This window comes from Nonomuraea sp. NPDC004354 (assembly GCF_053602555.1).
Genome location: NZ_JBSGDV010000013.1, coordinates 38,818 through 59,275, shown reverse-complemented (window position 1 = coordinate 59,275; position 20,458 = coordinate 38,818). Strand labels below are relative to the sequence as shown.

21 protein-coding genes are annotated in these 20,458 nt (G+C 72.0%); 8 read left to right on the top strand and 13 right to left on the bottom strand.

The genetic code is table 11. The annotated features are described in order from the left end of the window. Nucleotides 1–7: 7 nt before the first annotated feature. Both ACWENQ_RS30035 and ACWENQ_RS30030 read left to right on the top strand, forming a co-directional pair. Nucleotides 8–1,225 (top strand): glycoside hydrolase 5 family protein, encoded by a 1,218-nt coding sequence (locus tag ACWENQ_RS30035; RefSeq protein ID WP_452417211.1) that lies wholly within the window; start codon nucleotides 8–10, stop codon nucleotides 1,223–1,225. Nucleotides 1,226–1,239: 14 nt separating this feature from the next. After that, nucleotides 1,240–3,765 carry an endo-beta-N-acetylglucosaminidase gene (locus tag ACWENQ_RS30030; protein ID WP_452417210.1) on the top strand — a complete coding sequence of 842 codons (2,526 nt, stop codon included), beginning with the start codon at nucleotides 1,240–1,242 and terminating at the stop codon, nucleotides 3,763–3,765. A gap of 539 nt (nucleotides 3,766–4,304) precedes the next feature. On the opposite strand, the gene tsaD is transcribed toward ACWENQ_RS30030, so the two are convergent. From tsaD to ACWENQ_RS29970, 12 genes are all read right to left on the bottom strand, one after another. Beyond that, nucleotides 4,305–5,336, bottom strand: coding sequence for a tRNA (adenosine(37)-N6)-threonylcarbamoyltransferase complex transferase subunit TsaD (gene tsaD / locus ACWENQ_RS30025; protein WP_452417208.1), 1,032 nt, complete (start codon nucleotides 5,334–5,336; stop codon nucleotides 4,305–4,307). Next, nucleotides 5,329–5,760, bottom strand: coding sequence for a ribosomal protein S18-alanine N-acetyltransferase (rimI, locus tag ACWENQ_RS30020; protein WP_354906503.1), 432 nt, complete (start codon nucleotides 5,758–5,760; stop codon nucleotides 5,329–5,331). Before rimI ends, tsaD begins: the two co-directional genes overlap by 8 nt. 11 nt (nucleotides 5,761–5,771) lie before the next feature. Continuing rightward, a complete protein-coding gene (gene tsaB / locus ACWENQ_RS30015) occupies nucleotides 5,772–6,419 on the bottom strand; it encodes a tRNA (adenosine(37)-N6)-threonylcarbamoyltransferase complex dimerization subunit type 1 TsaB (protein ID WP_452417207.1) in 648 nt (215 codons plus the stop codon). A 127-nt stretch (nucleotides 6,420–6,546) separates the two neighbouring features. Further along, nucleotides 6,547–7,476, bottom strand: a complete 930-nt coding sequence (locus tag ACWENQ_RS30010; RefSeq protein ID WP_449919819.1) for an aminoglycoside phosphotransferase family protein — start codon at nucleotides 7,474–7,476, stop codon at nucleotides 6,547–6,549. A gap of 36 nt (nucleotides 7,477–7,512) precedes the next feature. Beyond that, nucleotides 7,513–8,052: a class F sortase gene (locus tag ACWENQ_RS30005; RefSeq protein ID WP_452417206.1), complete on the bottom strand. Its 540-nt coding sequence runs from the start codon at nucleotides 8,050–8,052 to the stop codon at nucleotides 7,513–7,515. Between the two features lie 12 nt (nucleotides 8,053–8,064). Continuing rightward, entirely contained in the window at nucleotides 8,065–8,784 is a 720-nt protein-coding gene (locus ACWENQ_RS30000) for a hypothetical protein (RefSeq protein WP_452417204.1), read from the bottom strand. A gap of 103 nt (nucleotides 8,785–8,887) precedes the next feature. Further along, on the bottom strand, nucleotides 8,888–9,343 hold the full coding sequence (tsaE, locus tag ACWENQ_RS29995; RefSeq protein ID WP_449919815.1) for a tRNA (adenosine(37)-N6)-threonylcarbamoyltransferase complex ATPase subunit type 1 TsaE: 456 nt from the start codon (nucleotides 9,341–9,343) through the stop codon (nucleotides 8,888–8,890). Continuing rightward, entirely contained in the window at nucleotides 9,340–10,389 is a 1,050-nt protein-coding gene (locus tag ACWENQ_RS29990) for an alpha/beta fold hydrolase (protein WP_449919812.1), read from the bottom strand. The genes tsaE and ACWENQ_RS29990 overlap by 4 nt, the downstream gene beginning before the upstream one ends. After that, on the bottom strand, nucleotides 10,386–11,528 hold the full coding sequence (alr, locus tag ACWENQ_RS29985; protein WP_452417202.1) for an alanine racemase: 1,143 nt from the start codon (nucleotides 11,526–11,528) through the stop codon (nucleotides 10,386–10,388). Before alr ends, ACWENQ_RS29990 begins: the two co-directional genes overlap by 4 nt. A gap of 12 nt (nucleotides 11,529–11,540) precedes the next feature. Beyond that, nucleotides 11,541–13,004 carry an NAD(P)H-hydrate dehydratase gene (locus tag ACWENQ_RS29980; protein WP_449919808.1) on the bottom strand — a complete coding sequence of 488 codons (1,464 nt, stop codon included), beginning with the start codon at nucleotides 13,002–13,004 and terminating at the stop codon, nucleotides 11,541–11,543. Between the two features lie 10 nt (nucleotides 13,005–13,014). After that, a complete protein-coding gene (locus ACWENQ_RS29975) occupies nucleotides 13,015–13,365 on the bottom strand; it encodes a holo-ACP synthase (protein WP_449919807.1) in 351 nt (116 codons plus the stop codon). Nucleotides 13,366–13,384: 19 nt separating this feature from the next. Further along, complete coding sequence (locus ACWENQ_RS29970; RefSeq protein WP_452417201.1) at nucleotides 13,385–14,794, bottom strand: alkaline phosphatase PhoX; 1,410 nt, start codon at nucleotides 14,792–14,794, stop codon at nucleotides 13,385–13,387. Nucleotides 14,795–15,014: 220 nt separating this feature from the next. Between ACWENQ_RS29970 and coaA the strand changes: the two genes are divergently transcribed. Continuing rightward, nucleotides 15,015–15,917 (top strand): type I pantothenate kinase, encoded by a 903-nt coding sequence (gene coaA / locus ACWENQ_RS29965; RefSeq protein ID WP_354906505.1) that lies wholly within the window; start codon nucleotides 15,015–15,017, stop codon nucleotides 15,915–15,917. On the opposite strand, the gene ACWENQ_RS29960 is transcribed toward coaA, so the two are convergent. After that, nucleotides 15,889–16,020, bottom strand: a complete 132-nt coding sequence (locus ACWENQ_RS29960; protein WP_354906437.1) for a hypothetical protein — start codon at nucleotides 16,018–16,020, stop codon at nucleotides 15,889–15,891. The two genes, coaA and ACWENQ_RS29960, sit on opposite strands and share 29 nt — an antisense overlap. A 64-nt stretch (nucleotides 16,021–16,084) precedes the next feature. Between ACWENQ_RS29960 and ACWENQ_RS29955 the strand changes: the two genes are divergently transcribed. Genes ACWENQ_RS29955 through ACWENQ_RS29935 form a run of 5 tightly spaced genes read left to right on the top strand, consistent with a single transcriptional unit; the run spans nucleotide 16,085 to nucleotide 20,425 of the window. After that, nucleotides 16,085–17,047 (top strand): DUF389 domain-containing protein, encoded by a 963-nt coding sequence (locus ACWENQ_RS29955; RefSeq protein ID WP_449919802.1) that lies wholly within the window; start codon nucleotides 16,085–16,087, stop codon nucleotides 17,045–17,047. A gap of 10 nt (nucleotides 17,048–17,057) precedes the next feature. Continuing rightward, entirely contained in the window at nucleotides 17,058–17,951 is an 894-nt protein-coding gene (locus ACWENQ_RS29950) for an ABC transporter ATP-binding protein (protein WP_449919798.1), read from the top strand. Next, nucleotides 17,944–18,798 (top strand): ABC transporter permease subunit, encoded by an 855-nt coding sequence (locus tag ACWENQ_RS29945; protein ID WP_452417199.1) that lies wholly within the window; start codon nucleotides 17,944–17,946, stop codon nucleotides 18,796–18,798. Before ACWENQ_RS29950 ends, ACWENQ_RS29945 begins: the two co-directional genes overlap by 8 nt. Then, nucleotides 18,795–19,709 carry an ABC transporter ATP-binding protein gene (locus tag ACWENQ_RS29940; RefSeq protein WP_354906443.1) on the top strand — a complete coding sequence of 305 codons (915 nt, stop codon included), beginning with the start codon at nucleotides 18,795–18,797 and terminating at the stop codon, nucleotides 19,707–19,709. The genes ACWENQ_RS29945 and ACWENQ_RS29940 overlap by 4 nt, the downstream gene beginning before the upstream one ends. After that, the gene (locus tag ACWENQ_RS29935) at nucleotides 19,709–20,425 is read left to right on the top strand and encodes an ABC transporter permease subunit (protein WP_449919793.1); all 717 of its coding nucleotides are present in this window, start codon (nucleotides 19,709–19,711) and stop codon (nucleotides 20,423–20,425) included. The genes ACWENQ_RS29940 and ACWENQ_RS29935 overlap by 1 nt, the downstream gene beginning before the upstream one ends. The last annotated feature ends 33 nt before the right edge of the window (nucleotides 20,426–20,458 follow it).

Sequence of the window (20,458 nt, the reverse complement as noted above, 5' to 3'; positions counted from 1 at the left end):
AGGACGCGTGCCCCTGCCCCACCCCATCCGTTTCGGCGCCAACTACGTGCCTTCGGCAGGCTGGTTCCACAGCTGGCTCGAGCCCTCCCCCGACGACATCCGGCGTGACTTCGAGGACCTGGCCGGGATCGGGCTCGACCACGTCCGGGTGTTCCCCATCTGGCCCTGGATCCAGCCGAATCGCACCCTGATCAGGCAGCGCGGCATCGACGACCTGCTGCGGCTGATCGACATCGCCGCCGAGTTCGACCTGTCCGTGGCCGTGGACCTGCTGCAGGGGCACCTGTCCAGCTTCGACTTCCTGCCGTCGTGGGTGCTGACCTGGCACGAGCGCAGCCTCTTCACCGACACCGACGTCCGCGACGGCATCGCCGCCTACGCCGACCGGCTCACCCGCGCCGTGGCCGGCCGTCCCAACGTCTTCGCCGTGACGCTCGGCAACGAGGTCAACAACCTCTACCCGGCCAACCCGACCACCCCGGAGGCGTCCACCCGCTGGGCCGCCGACCTGATCGACGTGGTCCGCGCCGCCGCCCCCCACCTGCTGAGCCTGCACTCCCTCTACGACGCCAGCTGGTACGACCCCGCCCACCCGTTCCACCCCGCCGACAACGTCGACCTCGGCGACCTGACGACGGTCCACTCGTGGGTGTTCAACGGCGTCTCCAGGCTCGACGGCCCGCTCGGCCCCGCCACCGTCACCCACGCCGACTACCTCGTCGAGCTCGCCGCCGCCACCGCGCTCGACCCGGCCCGTCCCGTCTGGCTGCAGGAGGTCGGCGCCCCGCGCCCCGACATCCCCGAGGCCGACGCTCCCGCGTTCGTCCGCGGGATGCTCGAAGCGGTCACGGCCAACCCCGCGCTGTGGGGCGTCACCTGGTGGTGCTCCCACGATCTCGACCGGGCCCTGGCCGACTTCCCCGACCGCGAGTACGACCTCGGCCTGTTCACCGTCGACCACCGTGCCAAGCCGGCGGCCGAGGAACTCGCGGCCTTCATCAAGGAGCAGCGCCGTACCGCCGCCGCGAGGCCCGCGCTGCTGTGCGACGTCGACCTGCGCGCCGAGCCTGAGCGCAGGGCCGAGGTCGCGCCGGGCAGCGCCTTCCACCGCGCCTGGGTACGGCTGCGCCAGGCCGGACCGCTGGCCATCGTCACCGCCGGCCGCGCGGCCGACAGCGACCATCTCAACGCTCGGGGGATCACCACCGTCCTGACCCAGCAGTGAGATAAGGAGATCAGATGCGACGGAGATTATTACCCCTGCTGTGCGGGGTCCTCGCCGCGACCGCCCTGGTCACGCCCCCCGCACAAGCCGACCCCACCCCTGCCCCTTCCATGTCGGCCGACTCCGCCGAAGCAGGCACCGCGCCGGCCACCCCCACACCGTCCGCGTCCGCCCCCGCCGACCCCGGGCGGGCCGTACGCAAGCGGGCCGCCGCCGCGGGCGGCGAGCAGCCGTACGCCTCCTACTGGCACCCGAGCACCATCCTCACCTGGGACCCCGCGACCGACCCCGACGCCCGCTTCAACCGCTCGCGGGTACCGCTGCGGCCCCGCGTCTCCGACCCGGCGCTGAAGGCGAACCCGAACGCCCGCGCCGGCGAGGGCCGCATCGCCTCGCTGGTGTCGTTCGCCCCCACCTCGGGCAACCCCTCCCAGGGCGCCCTCGACCCCAACTACTACGCCTTCACCCACTGGCAGTACGTCGACACCCTGGTGTTCTGGGGCGGCTCAGCCAGTGAGGGGCTGATCCTGGCCCCGAACGCCACCGTGATCGACGCCGCCCACCGCAACGGCGTCAAGGTCTACGGCACCGTCTTCTTCCCGCCCACCGCGTACGGCGGGCAGATCCAGTGGGTCCACGACTTCGTCAAGAAGACCGGCTCCTCCTACCCGGTCGCCGACAAGCTCGTCCAGGTCGCCCAGCACTACGGCTTCGACGGCTGGTTCATCAACCAGGAGACCGCGGGCGGTGACGCCGCCCTGGCGACCGAGCTGCGGTCGCTGATGAAGTACGCCAGAGGCAAGGGCCCGGTCGAGTTCATGTGGTACGACGCCATGACCGAGAGCGGCTCGATCAGCTGGCAGGACGGCCTCACCACGGCCAACGACGCCTTCCTGTCCGACCCCGCCAAGGTGTCCGACTCCATGTTCCTCGACTTCGGCTGGAGCGCGTCCAGACAGAACTCCTCCCGCGACCTGGCCCGCTCGCTCGGCCGCGACGAGCACGAGCTGTACGCGGGCATCGACACCGAGGCCAACGGCTACAACACCGGCGTGCCCTGGGACGCGGTCTTCCCCGCCGGGCAGCCGCACGTCACCTCGCTCGGCATCTACCGCCCCGAGTGGACGTGGAAGTCGTCGACGGGACCGGCCGACTTCCGGGCCAAGGACTCGCGCTTCTGGGTGGGCGCCAACGCCGACCCGTCCGACACCTCCACGTCGTCGGCGTGGAAGGGCCTGGCCCACTACGTCGCCGAGTCGAGCGCCGTCACCGCGAAGCCGTTCGTGACCGGCTTCAACACCGGGCACGGCGACTTCTACAACGTCGGCGGCGTCCGCGTCCGCGACGGCGGCTGGAACAACCTGTCCGTCCAGGACGTGCCGCCCACCTACCAGTGGATCGTCTCCTCCACCGGCACCAGGCTGACCCCCTCCATCGACTACGGCGACGCCTACGAAGGCGGCTCGTCGCTGCGCCTCACCGGCCACCTCGACGCCACCAACACGGTGCGGCTCTACCAGACCCGCCTGCCGGTCGCCGCCGACACCAAACTGTCCGTGGTGGTCAAGACCCCCGCCGCGGGTGCCACCAGGCTGAAGGCGGCGATCGCGTTCACCGACGCGCCCACCACCTTCACCACGCTCGACCTCGGCTCGACCAGCGGCACCGGCTGGGAGCGCAGGACGCTCGACCTGTCCGCCCACGCCGGCAAGACGATCGCGCAGCTCGGCCTGCAGGCCGCCGGCACCGCCGACACCTACGACATCAGGGTGGGCCAGCTGGCGGTCTACGACGGTGACGTGGACGCCGTCGCCGCCCCCACCGGCCTGACCGTGCTCGGCGCCACCGACGTGTCGGCCACCCGCAAGTCGCTCCGCCTCTCCTGGACCGGCGCCGGCCAGGCCCACCACTACGACGTCTACCGCCGCAACGGCGACGGCACCCGCACCTACCTGGGCGCCACGCCGAACGACGCCTACTTCGTGCCCCAGCTCGACCGGAGCGGCACCGAGACCACGACGACGATCGAGGTCGAGGCGGTCGGCGCCGAGTACGGCCGGTCGGCCGCCGCCACGACCACGGTCTCCTGGAGCGGCACCCCGCCGACCGACACCAACGTCGCGCTCAACCGCCCCGCCACCGCCTCCGGCCAGTGCAACGCGAACGAAGGCCCGGCCAAGGCCGTCAACGGCAGCGTGAACGGCGGAAACACCGACAAGTGGTGCGCGCTGACCGCGGGCAAGTGGATGGAGGTCGACCTCGGGGCCGCCACGCCGCTCACCCGGTTCGTCGTCAAACACGCCCAGGCCGGCGGGGAGTCGTCGAGCTGGAACACCCGCGACTTCACCATCCAGGTACGCACCGGCACGTCCGACCCGTGGACCACGGTCGCGACCGTCACCGGCAACACCGCCGCGACCACCACCCACCCGGTCACGACCACGGCCCGCTACGTCCGGCTGACCATCACCAAACCCACGCAGACCTCCGACCCGGCCGCCCGCATCTACGAGTTCGAGGCCTGGAGCCCCACCCCCTGACCGAACCGCCCAGCTGAGGCGGGCCCCCACCACCCCGGGCGGCCCGCCTCGCCCCTTGGAGAGGGGCCCGCCCCGGTGTCGCGGGCGGCGTGCCCGCCTCCGCACCGGCCCCGCGCCCCGGCTCACGCCGGTGTACGGCACTCGCGTCCCCGGGCCCGGCCCCGCACCTTCGGAACCCGGCGCCTCGGCCCTGGCGACCGGCGCCCCCGGGGCAGCACGGCAGCCACCGATGAAGGGTGAGCCGGTCGACCGCATCAACCATGTGCGGTCCTACCGCCGCGCCAGGCCGGCGGACCCCACGACCCGTCAGGACCGCCACCACGGCGGCGCCGACTTGTCGCGGCCCGTCAGCAGGAGCACCACGACGTGTCGACGTTGCCCGACATGGCGCACTACTGGAGGAGCAAGACGCACCCTGCCCGCGCCCTGACGCCACGACCGGGATCGTCCGCGTGGACGACATGACGGGCAAGAGGTAAGGGCGTCGCAGGGTCCGCGACCCGCACGAAGCGACCTCCGACGGCGCGACCCGATCCCGTCTACACGTGCACCGTCGTGATCGGGAGCGAGGAGTCGGCAGGCAGCTCCAGCGTCGACGGCGTGATCCCCGCCGACACCAGGTCGGAGCCCAGCGTCGCCACCATCGCCCCGTTGTCGGTGCACAGCCCGGGACGGGGCACGCGCAGCCGTACCCCCGCCTTGTCGCACCGCTCCTGCGCCAGCGCCCGCAGCCGCGAGTTGGCCGCGACGCCGCCGCCGATGAGCAGGTCGTGCACGTCGTACTTCTTGCAGGCCTGCAGCGCCTTGCGCGTCAGCACGTCGACGACCGCCTCCTGGAAGGAGGCCGCCACGTCCGGCACGTGGATCGACTGGCCCGCCGCCTCCTTCGCCTCCACCCAGCGCGCGACCGCGGTCTTGAGCCCGGAGAAGGAGAAGTCGAAGGTGCCGTCGTCGATCTTCCCGCGAGGGAAGGCGATGGCCGCGCCGTCGCCCGCCACCGCCGCCTTGTCGATGTGCGGTCCGCCGGGGAACGGCAGGCCGAGCACGCGGGCGACCTTGTCGAACGCCTCGCCGGCCGCGTCGTCGACGGTGGAGCCGAGCGAGATGACGTCTTCGGCCACGTCGGGCACCAGCAGCAGCGACGAGTGCCCGCCCGAGACGAGCAGCGCGATGCACGGCTTGGGCAGCGGCCCGTGTTCGAGCTGGTCGACGGCGACGTGCGCGGCCAGATGGTTCACGCCGTAGAGCGGCACGCCGAGGCCGAGGGAGTAGGCCTTGGCCGCGGCGACGCCCACCAGCAGCGCTCCGGCCAGCCCGGGGCCGGCGGTGACGGCGATGGCGTCGATGTCGGTGAGCTTCACGCCCGCCGTCGCCAGCGCCGACTCGATGGTGGGCGTCATCGCCTCCAGGTGCGCCCGGGAGGCGACCTCCGGCACGACGCCGCCGAAGCGGGCGTGTTCTTCCATGCTGGAGGCGATGGTGTTGGCCAGCAGCGTGTGGCCTCGGACGATGCCGATGCCGGTCTCGTCGCAGGAGGTCTCGATGCCAAGGACCAGGGGTTCGTCAGCCATCCAGCTTCCTCTTCATCATGATCGCGTCGGTGCCGTCGTCGTAGTAGCGGCGGCGCACGCCGATCTCCTCGAATCCGAACCGTTCGTAGACCGACCTGGCCCGCGGGTTGTCGGCGCGGACCTCCAGGAAGATCTCCTGGGCGGCCCGCCGCCGTGCCTCGTCGAGCAGGTCGGTGAGCATCGCGCTGCCGACGCCCTCGCCCTGGCGCGCGGACCGCACCGCGATCGTCTGCACGTCGGCCTGGTCGGCGGCGACGGCCAGCCCCGCGTAGCCGATGATCTCGCCGCCGTCGACGGCGACGACGTAGTGCCTGGTACGCGGCTGGTCGGCGAGCTCGCCGCGCAGCATGCCCTCGCTCCACGCGTCGAGGGGGAACGTCTCCCGCTCCAGCGCCATGACCGCGGGCAGGTCGGCCTCGGTCATCTGCCTGAGCTTCACGCCGTCACCTTTTTCGGCGGCTTCGGGATGGTCGCGTCGGGCCTGCGCAGGTAGATGGGCCGCGGCTGCTCCAGCGGGACGCCCGCCGCGAGCCGTTCGGCGGCCAGCGCGGCCATGAACCGCCCATAAGGGTACGGCGGGGCGTCCGTCTCGCCGAGAACCTGCGGATAGAGCGTGGCGCCCGCCCCCACGACGGGAACCCCGTCGGCGCGCGGCACGTCGGCGGGGCGGTCGACGAAGGGCCCTGCCACCCGGGTGCGCGCGTCGGTGTAGCGGGCCCAGAAGACCTCCTTGCGCCGCGCGTCGGTGGCCGCGAGGAACTCGGTGGCGAGCCCGCTGCCGTAGGCGACGGCGTCGAGGCTGCAGATGCCGTACGCGGGCGTGCCGAGCGCCGTGGACAGCGCCTGGGCGGTCATCAGGCCCACTCGGAGGCCGGTGTAGGGGCCGGGGCCGGAGCCCGCGACGATCGCGGTGACGTCGTGGAGCGTGGCGCCCGCCTCGTCGAGCACCCGCTCGATCGTGGGAACGAGCAGCTCACCGTGGCGACGAGCGTCGACCACGGTGGATTCGGCGAGCACCCTCGTGCCGTCGTGCAGTGCGGCGGTGACGGCGGGGGTTGCGGTATCGAAGGCCAGGACCAGCACGAATGTTTAGCCTAGTGCGTCCCCGCGAGTGCTGCCCGACGCACGGCCCAGCTCGCCACCGCCCGGCACGCCACCCGCCCACCCCCGGCGCCACACCCGACCGGCCCTGTGGCTCGCCCGGCCGTGCTCAGTCCCACCCGGTCCTGGCCCGCAGCCACGCGAGCGCCGCGACGCCCTGCGCGCGCTGGAAGGCCCTGAGCGTCGGCAGCCCCGGCGGGTCGGGCTGGCGGCCCTGCCGTACGAGGTAGCCGGTATGCGCCGCGAGCACCGTGGTCACGGCGGGGTCCGGGTCGTCGAACAGCTCCTGCGGCGGCGGCCCGCCCTGCATGCGCACCGACGGCAGCATGCACACCAGGTCGATCCACGGCGCGCCGACCGACGCCCACGGCCAGTCCACGACGTACACCCGGTCGTCGGTGAGCAGGAGGTTGTCGGCCCTCAGGTCGGCGTGCAGGAGCGAGTCGCCCTCGGCCGCGGCCGCCCAGCCCTCCTCCATCGCGGCCAGCGTGTCCAGGTGGCGCAACGCCCACGGGTCCAGGCCGGTGGTGTCCTCCTTCTGGAGCCTGCGCCAGCCGGTGAAGTTCGTCTCGCGCGTCTCGGCGAAGGTCCGCGCCTCGATCGGCGCCGGGGTGAGCCCGGCCGACAGCTCGCCCACCGCGTCGAGCACCCGCCGCAGCTCGCCGGCGCGCCATGGCATGGCCGGGTGGCGGCCCTCGACGTCCTCGAAGACCAGCGCCACCCAGTCGCCGGTGTCGAACGAGGCCAGCAGCCTGGGCGCGGGCACCCGGTCGGGCAGCGCGCCCGCGATCCTGGCCTCCCAGCGGTAGATGCCGATCGAGTCGGGGTTCGGGGCGGAACCGCAGGCCTTGACGAAGGCGCGCCTGCCGTTGTCGAGGCGCAGCCGTACGGCCGCGGCGGGAGAGAAGCCGCCCGTCTGGGTGACCGCCTCGACCACGCGCCCGCCGAGGAAGCCGGCGACCTGCTCGCGCAGCGCCGCCGGCACCTGCTCCCACGGCACGCGTACGCCCGAGGCTGGGGGATGGGGCTCGTCGCTCATGCCTTCATCGTCCAGAGGCCCGCAACCGGATTTCGTTCAGGCGAGCTTCACCGGAGAGGCGTAGACGATGATGTTGTCCTCGTACTCGTGCCTGGCGTAGTCGAAGTTGCCACCGCAGGTCACCAGGCGCAGCCCCGCCTCGGTGTAGACGCGTTCGGCGGGGAAGCGGTCCTTGTCGACCTGCTCCACCGACTCGACCCTGTACTCGGCGACCTTCCCGTCGCTGCGCGGCACCTTGACGATCTGGCCCTTGCGCAGCTGCCTGAGCTTGTAGAAGACCGCCGGCGCCGTCTTGGTGTCGACGTGCCCGATGATCACGGACGCGCCCTTCTCGCCGGGCACCGCGCTGTGCTTGAACCACCCGGCGACCTTCGGCTTCTCGTACGGCGGCAGCTCCACCTCGCCGCTCTTGGTCAGCCCGAGCTTCATCAGCGGCGCGTCGAGGTCGATGGCGGGAACCTCGATGCTCTCGGGCACGACGGACGCGGGCGTGGCCTCCTGCCGTACCTGGAGGGTCCTGCCGAAGGCGACCAGCACGAGGCCGGTGGCGGCCCCCGCGATGATCACCCGTGACATCCGGGCCACGGCTCAGCCGCGGCGGCGGCGCAGCGCCAGGCCCACGCCTCCGGCCAGCGCCAGCCCGAGCAACACGCCCGCGGGGCCGAGCGGGATGCCCGACTCGTCCGCGACGTCCTTGGCGAAGGTGCCGCCGCCGCCCGCGCCCGGCGCCTTGGTGGGCACGACGGTCCTGGTGGACGTCGGTTCGTCGGTGGGTTCGGCGGCGACCACGCGCAGCGTGGCCTTGCCGGTGTCGTTGGTGCCGTCGCACTTGACGTTCACCGGGTAGCTGCCGCGCTTGACGGTGGCGGAGACGCGGGCGTCGCCGCGCACCCACGGCACGGGGGCGGGGGTGGCGGTCGTGCTCGGCGCGGCGGACGGCGTGGGCGGCGGCACCGGGTCGAGCGGGACCGCGGCCATGAACGCCTTGGACGTGGCGGTGCCGCTGTGCTCGGGGCCGTCGTTCGGCACGGGGCAGTTGGCCAGGATCCACACCGTGGAGTTGTCACCGGCCGTCACCCGGTCAGGGTTGAGCCGGACGTCGATGTTCTGCCGGGTGGCGGTGGTCGCCGTGGCGGTGGAGGTGGAGGTGGAGGTCGAGGTGGCGGTTGTCGTCGCGGTGCCGGACGGCGTGGCCGTATCCGCCGAAGCCGAGCACCCCGCCACACCTAACATCAGGAACGCCCCCGCGTACGCGACTCGCCTGACCGTGAGCACCGCCGCACCCCACTTCGCCGTTTCATCCAGCATCCACCGGATCAGGACGCTGCACCCCACCTGATACCCAGAAAATCTGGGTGAACCCATGAAGAAATGATCTCAGCCCTGCCCGAGCCTTGGCGAAGATTTGGTGTTAGGCGGGATCAGACGGCGTGTCGGCCCAGCGCCCGCCGACGCCCCGGAGGGTGACGACGCGCGCGTCGTCATCGCCCGACCTGTCGATATGGACTTCGAGCCGCTCGTCGGACAGCCCCTCGACGAGCCCCTCGCCCCACTCCACGATCGTCACCGACTCCTCCAGCGAGGCGTCGAGGTCGAGGTCGTCGACCTCGAGATCGCCGCCGAGCCGGTAGGCGTCGGCGTGGACCAGCGGCGGCCCGTCGGCGAGGGAGGGGTGGACGCGGGCGATGACGAAGGTGGGCGAGGTGATCGGCCCGCGCACCTTGAGACCCTCGGCGATGCCCTGCACCAGCGTGGTCTTGCCGGCGCCGAGCGGCCCCGACAGGACGAGCAGGTCTCCGCCCCGCAACCGGGTCGCCAGCCGCACGCCGAGCGCGCGCATCTCCTCGGCCGTCGCGACGACAGTCACAGCTCCACCCTCTTCACCAGATCGCGCAGGGCGTCGTTGACCACGCTGGGCCGCTCCAGCTGGATGAGGTGGGAGGTCTCCGGCACCTCGGTCAGCTGGGCTCTGGGCAGCGCCGCCGCGATCGCCCTGCTGTGCTCGGGCGGCGTCAGCCAGTCTTTCTCCCCGACCATGATCGCGGTCGGCACGTCGTCGAGGACGCCGAGCGCGGACAGCTTGTCGTGGTTCATCAGCGCCGGGTAGAAGTCGGCGATCACCTCGGTCGGCGTCGAGCGGATCATCGACTCGACGAAGTCGACCAGGGTGGGGCTGACGTTCTTGGAGTCGCCGAACCCGAAGTGGCGCAGCACCAGGAAGGCGATGTCGTTGCCGGCGTGGCGGGTCCTGTCGACCAGCGAGCCGCCCCTGCCGAGCAGCGAGACCGTCGTGGGGGCCACCTTGTGCAGCCCCTTGGCCAGGAGGGCGGGCAGGCCGAGGGTGATCTCGGCCAGCTTGCCCGCGCTGGTGGCGATCAGCGCCGCCGCCTTGATCCGGTCGCCGAACAGCTCGGGGTGGCGGTCGGCGAGCGCCATGATCGTCATGCCGCCCATCGAGTGGCCGACCAGCACGCACGGCCCCGGCGCGAACGTCTCGAGCACCTCGTACAGGTCCTCCCCGAGCCGGTCGATGGTGCTGTCCTGCTTCTCCGTGCGCTGGGACAGGCCGTGGGAACGCTGGTCCCACAGCAGGATCCGGTTGCTGTCGCGCAGGTCGCGGCGCTGGTAGTGCCAGGAGTCGAGGTTGTGGGTGTAGCCGTGGCAGAACACGAGGGTCAGCGGCGCCTCGTCGGGGCCGTCGATCTCGACGTGGAGCGCCACCCCGTCGGAGGTGACGAGCGTGCGCTCCCTGCCCCGCAGCTCGCCGAACGGCTCGTCGGCCTCGGGGTCGGGGCGCAGCCTGATCCGGCCGACGGCGTAGCGCTTGGCGAGCGCGGCGGCCGCCAGGCCGGCGGAGGCGGCGCCGACGACCGCGCCCGCGATGCCGACCTTCTTGCGCGTGGCCGTCGTCATGCGCCCGCTCCCTCGTAGACCCTCGGCACCCTGGCGCCCAGCCTGGTGACGATCTCATGGGTGATCGTGCCGAGGTTGTCGGCCCATTCCTGGCAGGTCGGCTCGCCCGCGTCGCCTGGACCGAACAGGACGACCTCGTCGCCGTCGGACAGCGGGTCGTCACCCATGTCGATCATGAACTGGTCCATGCACACCCGGCCGACGATGGGCCTGCGCCTGCCGCCCGCCATGACCTCGGCCCGCCCGGTGGCGTGGCGCAGGATGCCGTCGGCGTAGCCGAGGGGCACCAGGCCGAGCGTCGACTCTCTCGCCGTGGTGTAGAGGTGGCCGTAGGAGACGCCCGAGCCCTCGGGCACCCGCTTGGCCAGCGCGATCCGCGCCACCAGCGTCATCGCCTGGCGCAGGCCGAAGTCGCCGAGCTCGGGGATGGGGCTCAGGCCGTACATCGCGATGCCCGGCCTGACCATGTCGTAGTGGGTGTGCGGCAGCGACACGATCGCCGCCGAGTTGGCCAGGTGCCTGATGACGTGGGAGCCGCCGACCCCGGCCTGGTCGGCCAGCTTGAGCGCCGTCTCGTAGGCGTCGATCTGCAGGTCGACGGAGGGGTGCCCGGGGATGTCGGAGCAGGCGAAGTGGGACCACAGCCCGACCACCTCGACCGCGCCCTCGGCCCGCAGCCGCGCCGCCGCGGCCAGCAGCCCCGGCCAGGCCGCCAGGGGCGAGCCGCCCCTGGTCATGCCGGTGTCGGCTTCGAGATGGACCTTCGCCGTCACTCCCGTACGGCGCGCCGCCGCGGCGATCTCCTCCAGCCGCCGCTCGTCGGAGGCCGACAGCTCGATGTCGGCCCGCAGCGCCTCGTCGAGCGGCTCGCCGGGCGTGAGGATCCACGACAGCACGGGCACGGTGATGCCCGCCGCGCGCAGCGCCAGGCCCTCCCTGACGTAGGCGGCGCCGAGCCGGCCGGCGCCGCCCTCGACGACGGCCTTCGACACCGGCACCAGACCGTGTCCGTAGGCGTCGGCCTTGACCGCGCCCATCAGCTCCGCCCCGGGCGCCCGCTGCTTGAGGGACTCGACGTTGCGCCTGATGGCGGCCAGGTCGACCCGCGCATGCGCGGGCGTCGCCTCACGGAAGCTCATGCTCCCAGTTTGTCAGCTCCGCCGACCGCCTGAGCGTGATTCGTCTCTCAGAGATCGGATGGCCGCGGGCACGGCGGCGGCCACGTCCGCCGCCGTCAGCGGCGCGCCGCCGGCGGCGATGCGTCCCGCGAGCCCGTGCAGGTAGGCGGCGCACGCCCCCGCGTCGTACGGCGCGAGCCCGGCCGCCAGCAACGCCCCGGCGATCCCCGACAGCACGTCGCCGGTGCCGCCCGTGGCCAGCCACGACGACCCCGTCGTGTTGATCCTGGCCGGTCTGTCCTGCTCGGCGACGACCGTCGTCGAACCCTTGAGCAGCACGGTCACCCCGAGCTCGGCGGCGGCCCTGCGGGCGTGCTCGAGCCTGGCCGCCTCCACCCTGTCGCTCGGCACGCCGATCAGCCGCGACAGCTCGCCGGCGTGCGGGGTGATCAGGACGGGTGCGCTGCGGCGCAGCAGCCCGCGGTCCCTCGACACGATCGTGAGCGCGTCGGCGTCGAGCAGCACCGGCACGTCGCCGGCCAGCACCTCGGCCAGCAGCTCGTGCGCCCAGTCGCCGGTGCCGAGCCCCGGCCCCGCCACCCATGCCTGGACCCGGCCGACGTCGGCGATCGAGGGCCGGTCCAGCTCGGTGACGACCGCCTCGGGCCAGTGCGCGCGCACCTGGAGGACGGGCGGCGCCGTACCGGCGTAGCGGACCATGCCGGCGCCCGCCCGCAGCGCCCCGCCGACGGACAGCACCGCCGCCCCGGTGTAGCGGTCGCTGCCGGCGGCGATGCCGACGACGCCCCTGCGGTACTTGTCGGACTCGGCGCCGGGCCTGGGCAGCAGGCCCTCCACGTCCTCGCCGGTCAGCGCGGCCACGTCGGGGTCGGGCAGGTAGGGGCCGAGCCCGATGTCGATCACCTCCAGCGTGCCCACGCGCGCGGCGCCCGGGTCGACGAGCAGCCCCGTCTTGCAGGCGCCCATCGTCACGGTGACGTGCGCGTCGACGGCGGCGCCCGCGACACGCCCGGTGCTGGAGTCGACGCCGCTCGGCACGTCGACCGCGACCATCAGCGCGTCGAGCGCGTTGGCCGCCGTCACCAGCGACGCGTACGGCTCGCGCAACGCTCCCGAGGCGCCGATGCCCACCAGCCCGTCCATGACGAGATCGGGGGCGCCCACCTCCTCGACGACCCTGCCGCCCGCCGCGAGGAAGGCGGCCAGCCCTTCGGCGTGCGTCTTGGCCCCGGCCAGGATCGCCTCCACCCGCGCGCCCCTGCGGGCCAGCCGCTCGCCCGCGTACAGAGCGTCGCCGCCGTTGTCGCCGCTGCCGACCAGCAGGAGCACCCGCGAGCCGTACACGCGGCCGAGCAGGGCCGCGCAGACGGAGGCCAGGCCCGCGGCGGCGCGCTGCATCAGCGTGCCCTCGGGGAGCGTGGCCATCAGCGCCAGCTCGGCTGCTCTGATCTGGTCGGCGGTGTAAGCGGTGCGCACGTGTCAGAACCTAACCCTCGGCGATCACGTAGGCCATGGCGATACCCGCGTCGTGGGTGAGTGAGACGTGCCAGCGCTTGACCCCGAGGCCGTAGGCGACGTGCGCGGCCTGGCCGGTGACGTGCAGCTCGGGCTTGCCGTTGTCGCCGGTGCGGACCTCGGCGTCGAGGTGGCTGAGGCCCGGCGGCGCGCCGAGCGCCTTCGCGACGGCCTCCTTGGCGGCGAACCTGGCCGCCAGCGACTGCACGCCGAGCTCCCGCTCCGCGTCGGTGAACAGCCGCGAGCGCAGGCCCGGCGTGCGCGCCATCGTCGCCTCGAAGCGGGCGACGTCGACCACGTCCACCCCGATGCCCAGAATCATTCACCCAGCGTAACCAGCCTCAGAAGCCTCCCCGGTGCCAAGGGCCCCAGATCGCGAACGACAGCCCCTTGACGGACTGGACGTTCACGTAGAGCGTGTGGCCGCCGGGGCCGAACGTGGAGCCCGCGAACTCCGCGCCCGCGTCGCCGGGGACGGGCACGAGCCGGGAGAAGTCGAAGATCTCGCCGCGCCGCGTCAGGCCGCGCAGGTAGTTGTCGCCGCCGCCGTCCTCGCACAGCACGAGCGTGCCCCTCGCGCTGGTCGTGACGTTGTCGGGCAGGTCGAGCACCATCGATCCCGGCGACTCGTAGACGAGCCTGAGCCGCCGGCTCCACGTCTCGTACGCCCACACCTGGCCCCTGCCCTTGCCGAAGCCGGACGGCGGCGTGTCGCCGGCGGCGGTCGCGCCGCCCTGCGTGGAGACGAAGTAGACGACGCCGTGGTGGTGGATCGCGCCCTCCAGGCGGGAGAAGATCGCCGCCCCCTTGTCGCGGCCCTGCCTGCCCACGGCCTGGATCGCCATGTCATTGGGGGGCCTGCCGGTGAACGTCGGGTCGGGATCGTCGATGTCCACCCACGTCACGTCGAAGGACGCGCCGCGCGGCTGTCCGGCCGACAGGTCCTTGTTGGGCACGCCGTCGACGGCGAGCATCTGCAGCCGCCCGCCGTCGAGGATCCGTCCCGCACTGAGCGGGTTGCGCGGCGGCAGGTACCGGTAGAACCCCGAGGCGAACCCGAAGTTGTCCTCGGTCAGGTAGACGGCGCCGCTCAGCGGGTCGAAGGCCGCCGACTCGTGCGCGAACCGGCCGGCCGACCTGATCGGCCGCGCGTCGGCCGGGCCGTCGACCGGCACCTCGAAGATGTAGCCGTGCTTCTGCTCCAGCCGCGTGTTGTCCCCGCCGGAGAAGTCGTTGCCCACGTCGGGGCCGTTGACGGTCTCCTCGCAGGTCACCCAGGCGCCCCACGGCATGGGGCCGCCCGAGCAGTTCATCTGCGTGCCGGTGAGGGAGGGCGCGCCGCGTAACACCTCGCCGTACCTGGTCACCTGAAGGGTGGCGGTGCCGCCGCCGACCGCGGGGTCGTAGGCCCTGGACACGTCGCCGAACGCGCCCACGGGGCCGTTGACCTCGTGGTTGCGCACCAGGATCGTCGTGCCCCTCGGGCCTCTGAAGGCGGCCATCCCGTCGTGCCGCGACGGTGTCACCGAGCCGTCGCTGAACGGCTCGCCCGCCTCGTTGAACGACCGGTACCTGAAGCCTTCCGGCAGGTGCAGCCTGACCTGCCCGTCCCGCTCGTCGGCGACGGGTTTCAGCGGGCCGTACCCGGCCGCCGGGCGGGCGGCGCCGTTGACACCGGCGCTGGCCACTCCGGTGAACGGGCCCGCGACGCCTGCTGCCGCGACTCCTGCGAGGAAACGACGACGTTCCATGCGGTCCTCCCTGGCGATGGTGCCGTCACCGTAAACCGCGCCCGTGGCGGGGCCCTATGTCAGATCTCGCCAATTCCGCCGCGTGAACACCTTCTGTTACCCGGTCCGGCGCCCGCGCAATCCCAGGTGTTCGTCCACAGCCTGTGCACAACGCATCACGACACCCACGAACCGACCAAGCTTCGCCGGTCAATAGGCTTTCAGCGTGAACAACGGCTACGTGGACCTGAGCAGGGAGCAGTGGAGCGAGCTCCGCAAGAACACGCCCTTGACTCTCACCGCAGACGAGCTGGAAGACCTCCGCGGCGTCGACGACCCGATCGATCTCAGCGAGGTCACCGACATCTACCTCCCCCTGACCCGGTTGCTGAACCTCCACTTCACCGGGTCCAAGCAGCGCAGCAGCGTGCTGAGCGCGTTCCTCGGCAACCAGGAGCAGCGCGTGCCGTACATCCTGGGCATCGCGGGAAGCGTCGCGGTCGGCAAGTCGACCACGGCGCGGCTGCTCAGGACCCTGCTGGCCCGCTGGCCCGAGCACCCCAAGGTCGCGCTGATCACCACCGACAGCTTCCTCTACCCCAACGAGGTGCTGGAGTCGCGCGGGATCATGCACCGCAAGGGCTTCCCCGAGAGCTACGACCGCCGCGCCCTGGTGCGCTTCGTCGCCGAGGTGAAGGCGGGCTCGGACGAGGCGCACGCCCCCGTGTACTCCCACCTGGAGTACGACATCGTGCCCGGCGTGACCCAGGCCGTGAAGAAGCCCGACATCCTCATCATCGAGGGGCTGAACGTGCTGCAGCCCGCCCCTCCGGCGGCGCTGGCCGTCAACGACTACTTCGACTTCTCCATCTACGTCGACGCCAAGGTCGAGGACATCCGCACCTGGTACGTCCACCGCTTCCACCAGCTGCGCCGTACCGCCTTCGAGGACCCGAAGTCGTACTTCAGGCACATCGCGGAGCTCTCGGAGGAGGAGGCCACCACGTTCGCCAAGAACGTGTGGCGCGACATCAACGAGCGCAACCTCGTCGAGAACATCCTGCCCACCCGGGGCCGCGCGGGCCTGGTGCTCAAGAAGGGCCCCGACCACTCCATCACGCGGGTACGGCTGCGCCGTACCTGACGGCCTGCTCCATCACGAAGGCCGCGAACCGGCCCTGACACCCGAGATCGTCGATGTCGGCGAACCAGCAGGGTTCGCCCTCCTCGTGACAACTGTTCCTCATGCCCGGCAGCCTGGCCGAACCCGGTCAACGCCCTATCAACATCCGATGGACGACAATGGGGCGCGTGCTGCATCTGCGACTCATCAGCCCTCCAGGCCGCACCGACGAGGTGCTGGACGCCCTGGAGGGCTGTGTGGGAGTCACCAACATCGCCGTCCTCCCGGGAACCGCCCGCACGCCTCGCGGTGACCTGATCTTCTGTGACGTGGCCCGCGAGGCCGCCAACGAGGTCCTCGACCGGATCGGCTGGCTGGAGCAGGAGGGCTCCATCTCGGTCGAGCAGGTCGACCTGGCGCTCTCCCGCGTCGCCCACCAGGCCAAGGCCGAGGCGCCGGGAGAGGGCGACGACGCCGTGGTGTGGGCGGCCCTGGCCCAGCGGATCGCCGAGGACCTGCGGATCACCTGGGCCTTCCTCGCCTTCATGGTGATCGCCACCATGCTCGCCGGCATCGGTGTCATCACCAACTCCCCCATCCTGATCGTCGGCGCGATGGTCCTCGGCCCCGAGTTCGGCGCGATCGCGGCCATCTGCTTCGGCCTGCTGACCTGGCGCTGGAACCTGGTGGGCAGGGCCCTGGCCACGCTGGCCGTCGGCTTCGGCATCGCGATCGCCATCACCATGGCCTGCGCCCTGGTCGCGCGCGGCCTCGGCTGGATCGACGCGCAGGCCCTCAACACCGGCCACGAGGAAGTCCAGTTCATCGTCAAACCCGACCGCTGGTCGTTCATCGTCGCCCTGCTGGCGGGCGCGGCAGGCGTGCTGTCGGTCACCGCGGGCAAGTCGTCGGCGCTGGTGGGCGTCTTCATCTCCGTCACCACCATCCCGGCGGCCGGCTACGCGGCCGTCGCCGTGGCCCTCGGCAACTGGAGCGAGCTCGGCGGGTCCGCGCTGCAACTCGGCGTCAACATCGCGGGCATGGTGGTCTCCGGCACAGCGGTGCTATACGTCCAGCGCCGCATCTGGCCCCAGGGGATGAGACTCGGTTCGTCCACGGGGACGAGGCCGTCGGAGGGTCTGCCCGGGTAGGGTCCGGATCATGCACATCCTCGCGACCGAGGGGCTGACCGAACGCTTCCCGACGGTGACCGCGCTGGACCAGTTGTCCATCACGGTCGGAGCCGGCGTCACGGGCCTGGTGGGCGCCAACGGGGCGGGCAAGTCGACGCTGATCAAGATCCTGCTCGGCCTGCTGCCGCCCACGGCCGGCCGCGCGGAGGTCCTGGGCCTGGACGTGGTCACCCAGGGCCCGCGCATCCGCTCACTCGTCGGCTACATGCCCGAGCACGACTGCCTGCCGCCCGACGTGTCCGCCACCGAGCTGGTCGTCCACCTCGCGCAGATCTCCGGGCTCCCGCGCACCGCCGCCCGCGAGCGCGCCGCCGACGTGCTGCGGCACGTCGGCCTGTACGAGGAGCGCTACCGCGCCATCGGCGGCTACTCCACCGGCATGAAGCAGCGCGTCAAGCTCGCCCAGGCGCTCGTCCACGACCCCAAGGTGGTGTTCCTGGACGAGCCGACCAACGGGCTCGACCCGCGGGGCCGCGACGAGATGCTCACGCTGATCAGGCGGATCGGCACCGAGTTCGGCATCAGCGTCCTGGTCACCTCCCACCTGCTCGGCGAGCTCGAACGTGTCTGCGACCACGTCATCGTCATCGACGGCGGGCGGCTGCTGCGCTCCAGCGCCATCACCGACTTCACCCAGGCCACCCAGACCCTCACCGTCGAGGTCGAGGAGGGCGCCGAGCCGCTGGCGGCCAGGCTGGCCGAGCTCGGCCACTCCGCCGCCCCGCACGGCCGCGGCCTGCTGGTCGACGTCAGCGGCCCCGAGACCTACGACGCCGTCCGCGACGCGGTGTGCGAGCTCGACCTGTGCCTCATCCGGCTCGAACAGGGCAGGCAGCGAATCGAGGACGTGTTCCGTGTCTGAGATCTACGACATCGGCTACCGCCACTACGACGGCGTACGGCTCGGCCGGGCCCACGCCGTACGCGCGCTGATCGTCCAGAACCTGCGCAGCCTCTTCGGGCTCGGGCGCAGGGCGCGCAGCAAGCTCATGCCGTTCCTGCTGGCCGGAGCCATGATGGTGCTGCCGGTGGTCTCCATCGCGCTGATGGCGCTGACCGGCCGCGTCGACATCGGCTACACCAACTACGCCATCATGATGCAGCCGGTCATCGCCATCTTCCTGGCCGCGCAGTCGCCCACGATCACCGCGCCCGACCTGCGGTACAAGGTGCTGCCGCTGTACCTGTCGCGGCCCATCTCCTCCTCCGACTACGTCGCGGCCAAGGTGGCGGCGATGACCGCCGCGGTGTTCGCGCTGGTCGCCGTCCCGCTGACGGTGATGTTCGCCGGCGAGCTGCTCGTCGACCCGCCGGGGCCGCCGCACACCAAGGAGTACATCGGGGCCGTGGTCACGGCGCTGCTGCTGGCGCTGCTGCTGTCCACGTTCGGCCTGGTGCTCGCCTCCTTCACGCCGCGCCGCGGCCTGGGCGTCGCCTCCGTCATCGCGGTGTACCTGCTGGCCGCGGCCGTGCAGGGCGCGCTCTTCGCGGCCTTCGAGGGGCTGGGCCGTACCAGCCTGGCCGAGCTGTCGTGGCTGATCAACCCGTTCTTCCTCGTCGACGCGGTGCAGTCGTGGCTGTTCGGCACCACGCCCGCCAACGGCTACACCTACCCGCCCGGCGCCCTGGCCGCCCTCGTGGTCGTCGCGCTCATCGCGCTGAGCCTGGCGGCGTTCATCCTCCGCTACCGGAAGGCGGCCTCCCGGTGAAGATCGAGCTCGCCCAGGTCTCGCGTTGGTACGGCAACGTGGTGGCCGTCAACGACGTCACCATGACCATCGGCCCCGGCGTCACGGGCCTGCTCGGTCCGAACGGCGCGGGCAAGTCCACGCTCCTGCACATGATGGCCGGCTTCCTGGCGCCGTCGAGCGGCACGGTGACCGTCGACGGCGCCACCACCTGGAAGAACCACCACATCTACCGCCACATCGGCCTGGTGCCCGAGCGTGAGGGGATCTACGGCTTCCTCACCGGCTGGCAGTTCGTGCTGTCGGCGGCCAAGCTGCACGGGCTGCCCTCGCCCGAGGACGCCGCCACCAAGGCCCTGGCCATGGTCGAGATGGAGGCGGCCAAGGACCGCCGCGTCGAGACCTACTCCAAGGGCATGAAGCAGCGCGTCAAGGTCGCCGCCGCCCTCGTCCACCAGCCGCAGGTGCTGCTGCTCGACGAACCGTTCAACGGCATGGACCCGCGCCAGCGCCTCCAGCTGATGGACCTCATCACCGCCATGGGCACCGAGGGCCGGACGATCCTGTTCAGCTCGCACATCCTGGAGGAGGTCGAGCGGGTCGCCCAGCACATCGAGGTCGTCGTCGCCGGACGGCACGCCGCCTCGGGAGACTTCCGCCAGATCCGCCGCCTGATGACCGACCGGCCGCACCTGTTCAGGATCCGCTCGAGCGACGACAGGAAGCTGGCCGCCGCGCTCATCGCGGACAGGTCGGCGGCGGGCGTGACGCTCACCCCCAACGGCCTCGAGGTGCAGGCGGCCGAGTTCCGCCGCTTCACCTGGCTGCTGCCGCGCGTCGCCCAGCACGAGGGCGTCCACCTCCACCAGGTCTCCCCCGCCGACGAGGACCTGGAGAGCGTCTTCGCCTACCTGATCACAAGGAGTTCCTAGTGAACGGCGTCGTAGCGGGCATCACCTACCGCGCGGTCCTCGGCCGCCGCCGCATCCTGCTGCTCGTCCTGCTTCCCCTGGCCCTGGTCGGCATGGCGCTGCTGCTGCGGATGGTCGGCAGCGCGGACGAGCGGTCGGCGGTCGCGCTCATGCAGAGCTTCGCCATCGGGACCATGCTGCCGCTGCTCGGCCTGATCGCCGGCACCGGCGTGATCGCGCCGGAGATCGACGACGGCACCGTCCTGCACCTGCTGTCCAAGCCGATCTCGCGGCCCGTCATCATCCAGACCAAGTTCGCCGTGGCCGCCTCGCTGCTGGCCCTGTTCGCCGCGGTGCCCACCTTCGTGTCGGCCTGGCTGCTGGTGGGCACCGAGTCGGGGGTCGCCGGCGGCTTCACGGTGGGAGCGCTGTGCGGCGGCATCGCCTACGCGGCGGTGTTCCTGCTGCTCGGAGTCATCACCAAACACGCCGTCACCATCGGGATCATCTACGCGCTGGTGTGGGAGGGCCTGATCGGCAACCTGGTGTCAGGGGTCAGGCAGTTCTCGGTCCAGCAGTGGGCCAAGTCGATCGCCGACCAGATCAGCTCCTCGCCGTTCCTGACGGCGGACGTGAAGCCCGGCTTCGCCATCCCGGCGCTGATCGTGGTGACGGTCGCCGCGGTCGTGTGGGCGGGCCAGCGGCTGCGCTCCTTCTCCCTGACCGGCGACGAGTAAGAGACCGTCCCGCAACACCAAGGGGGGTACGGC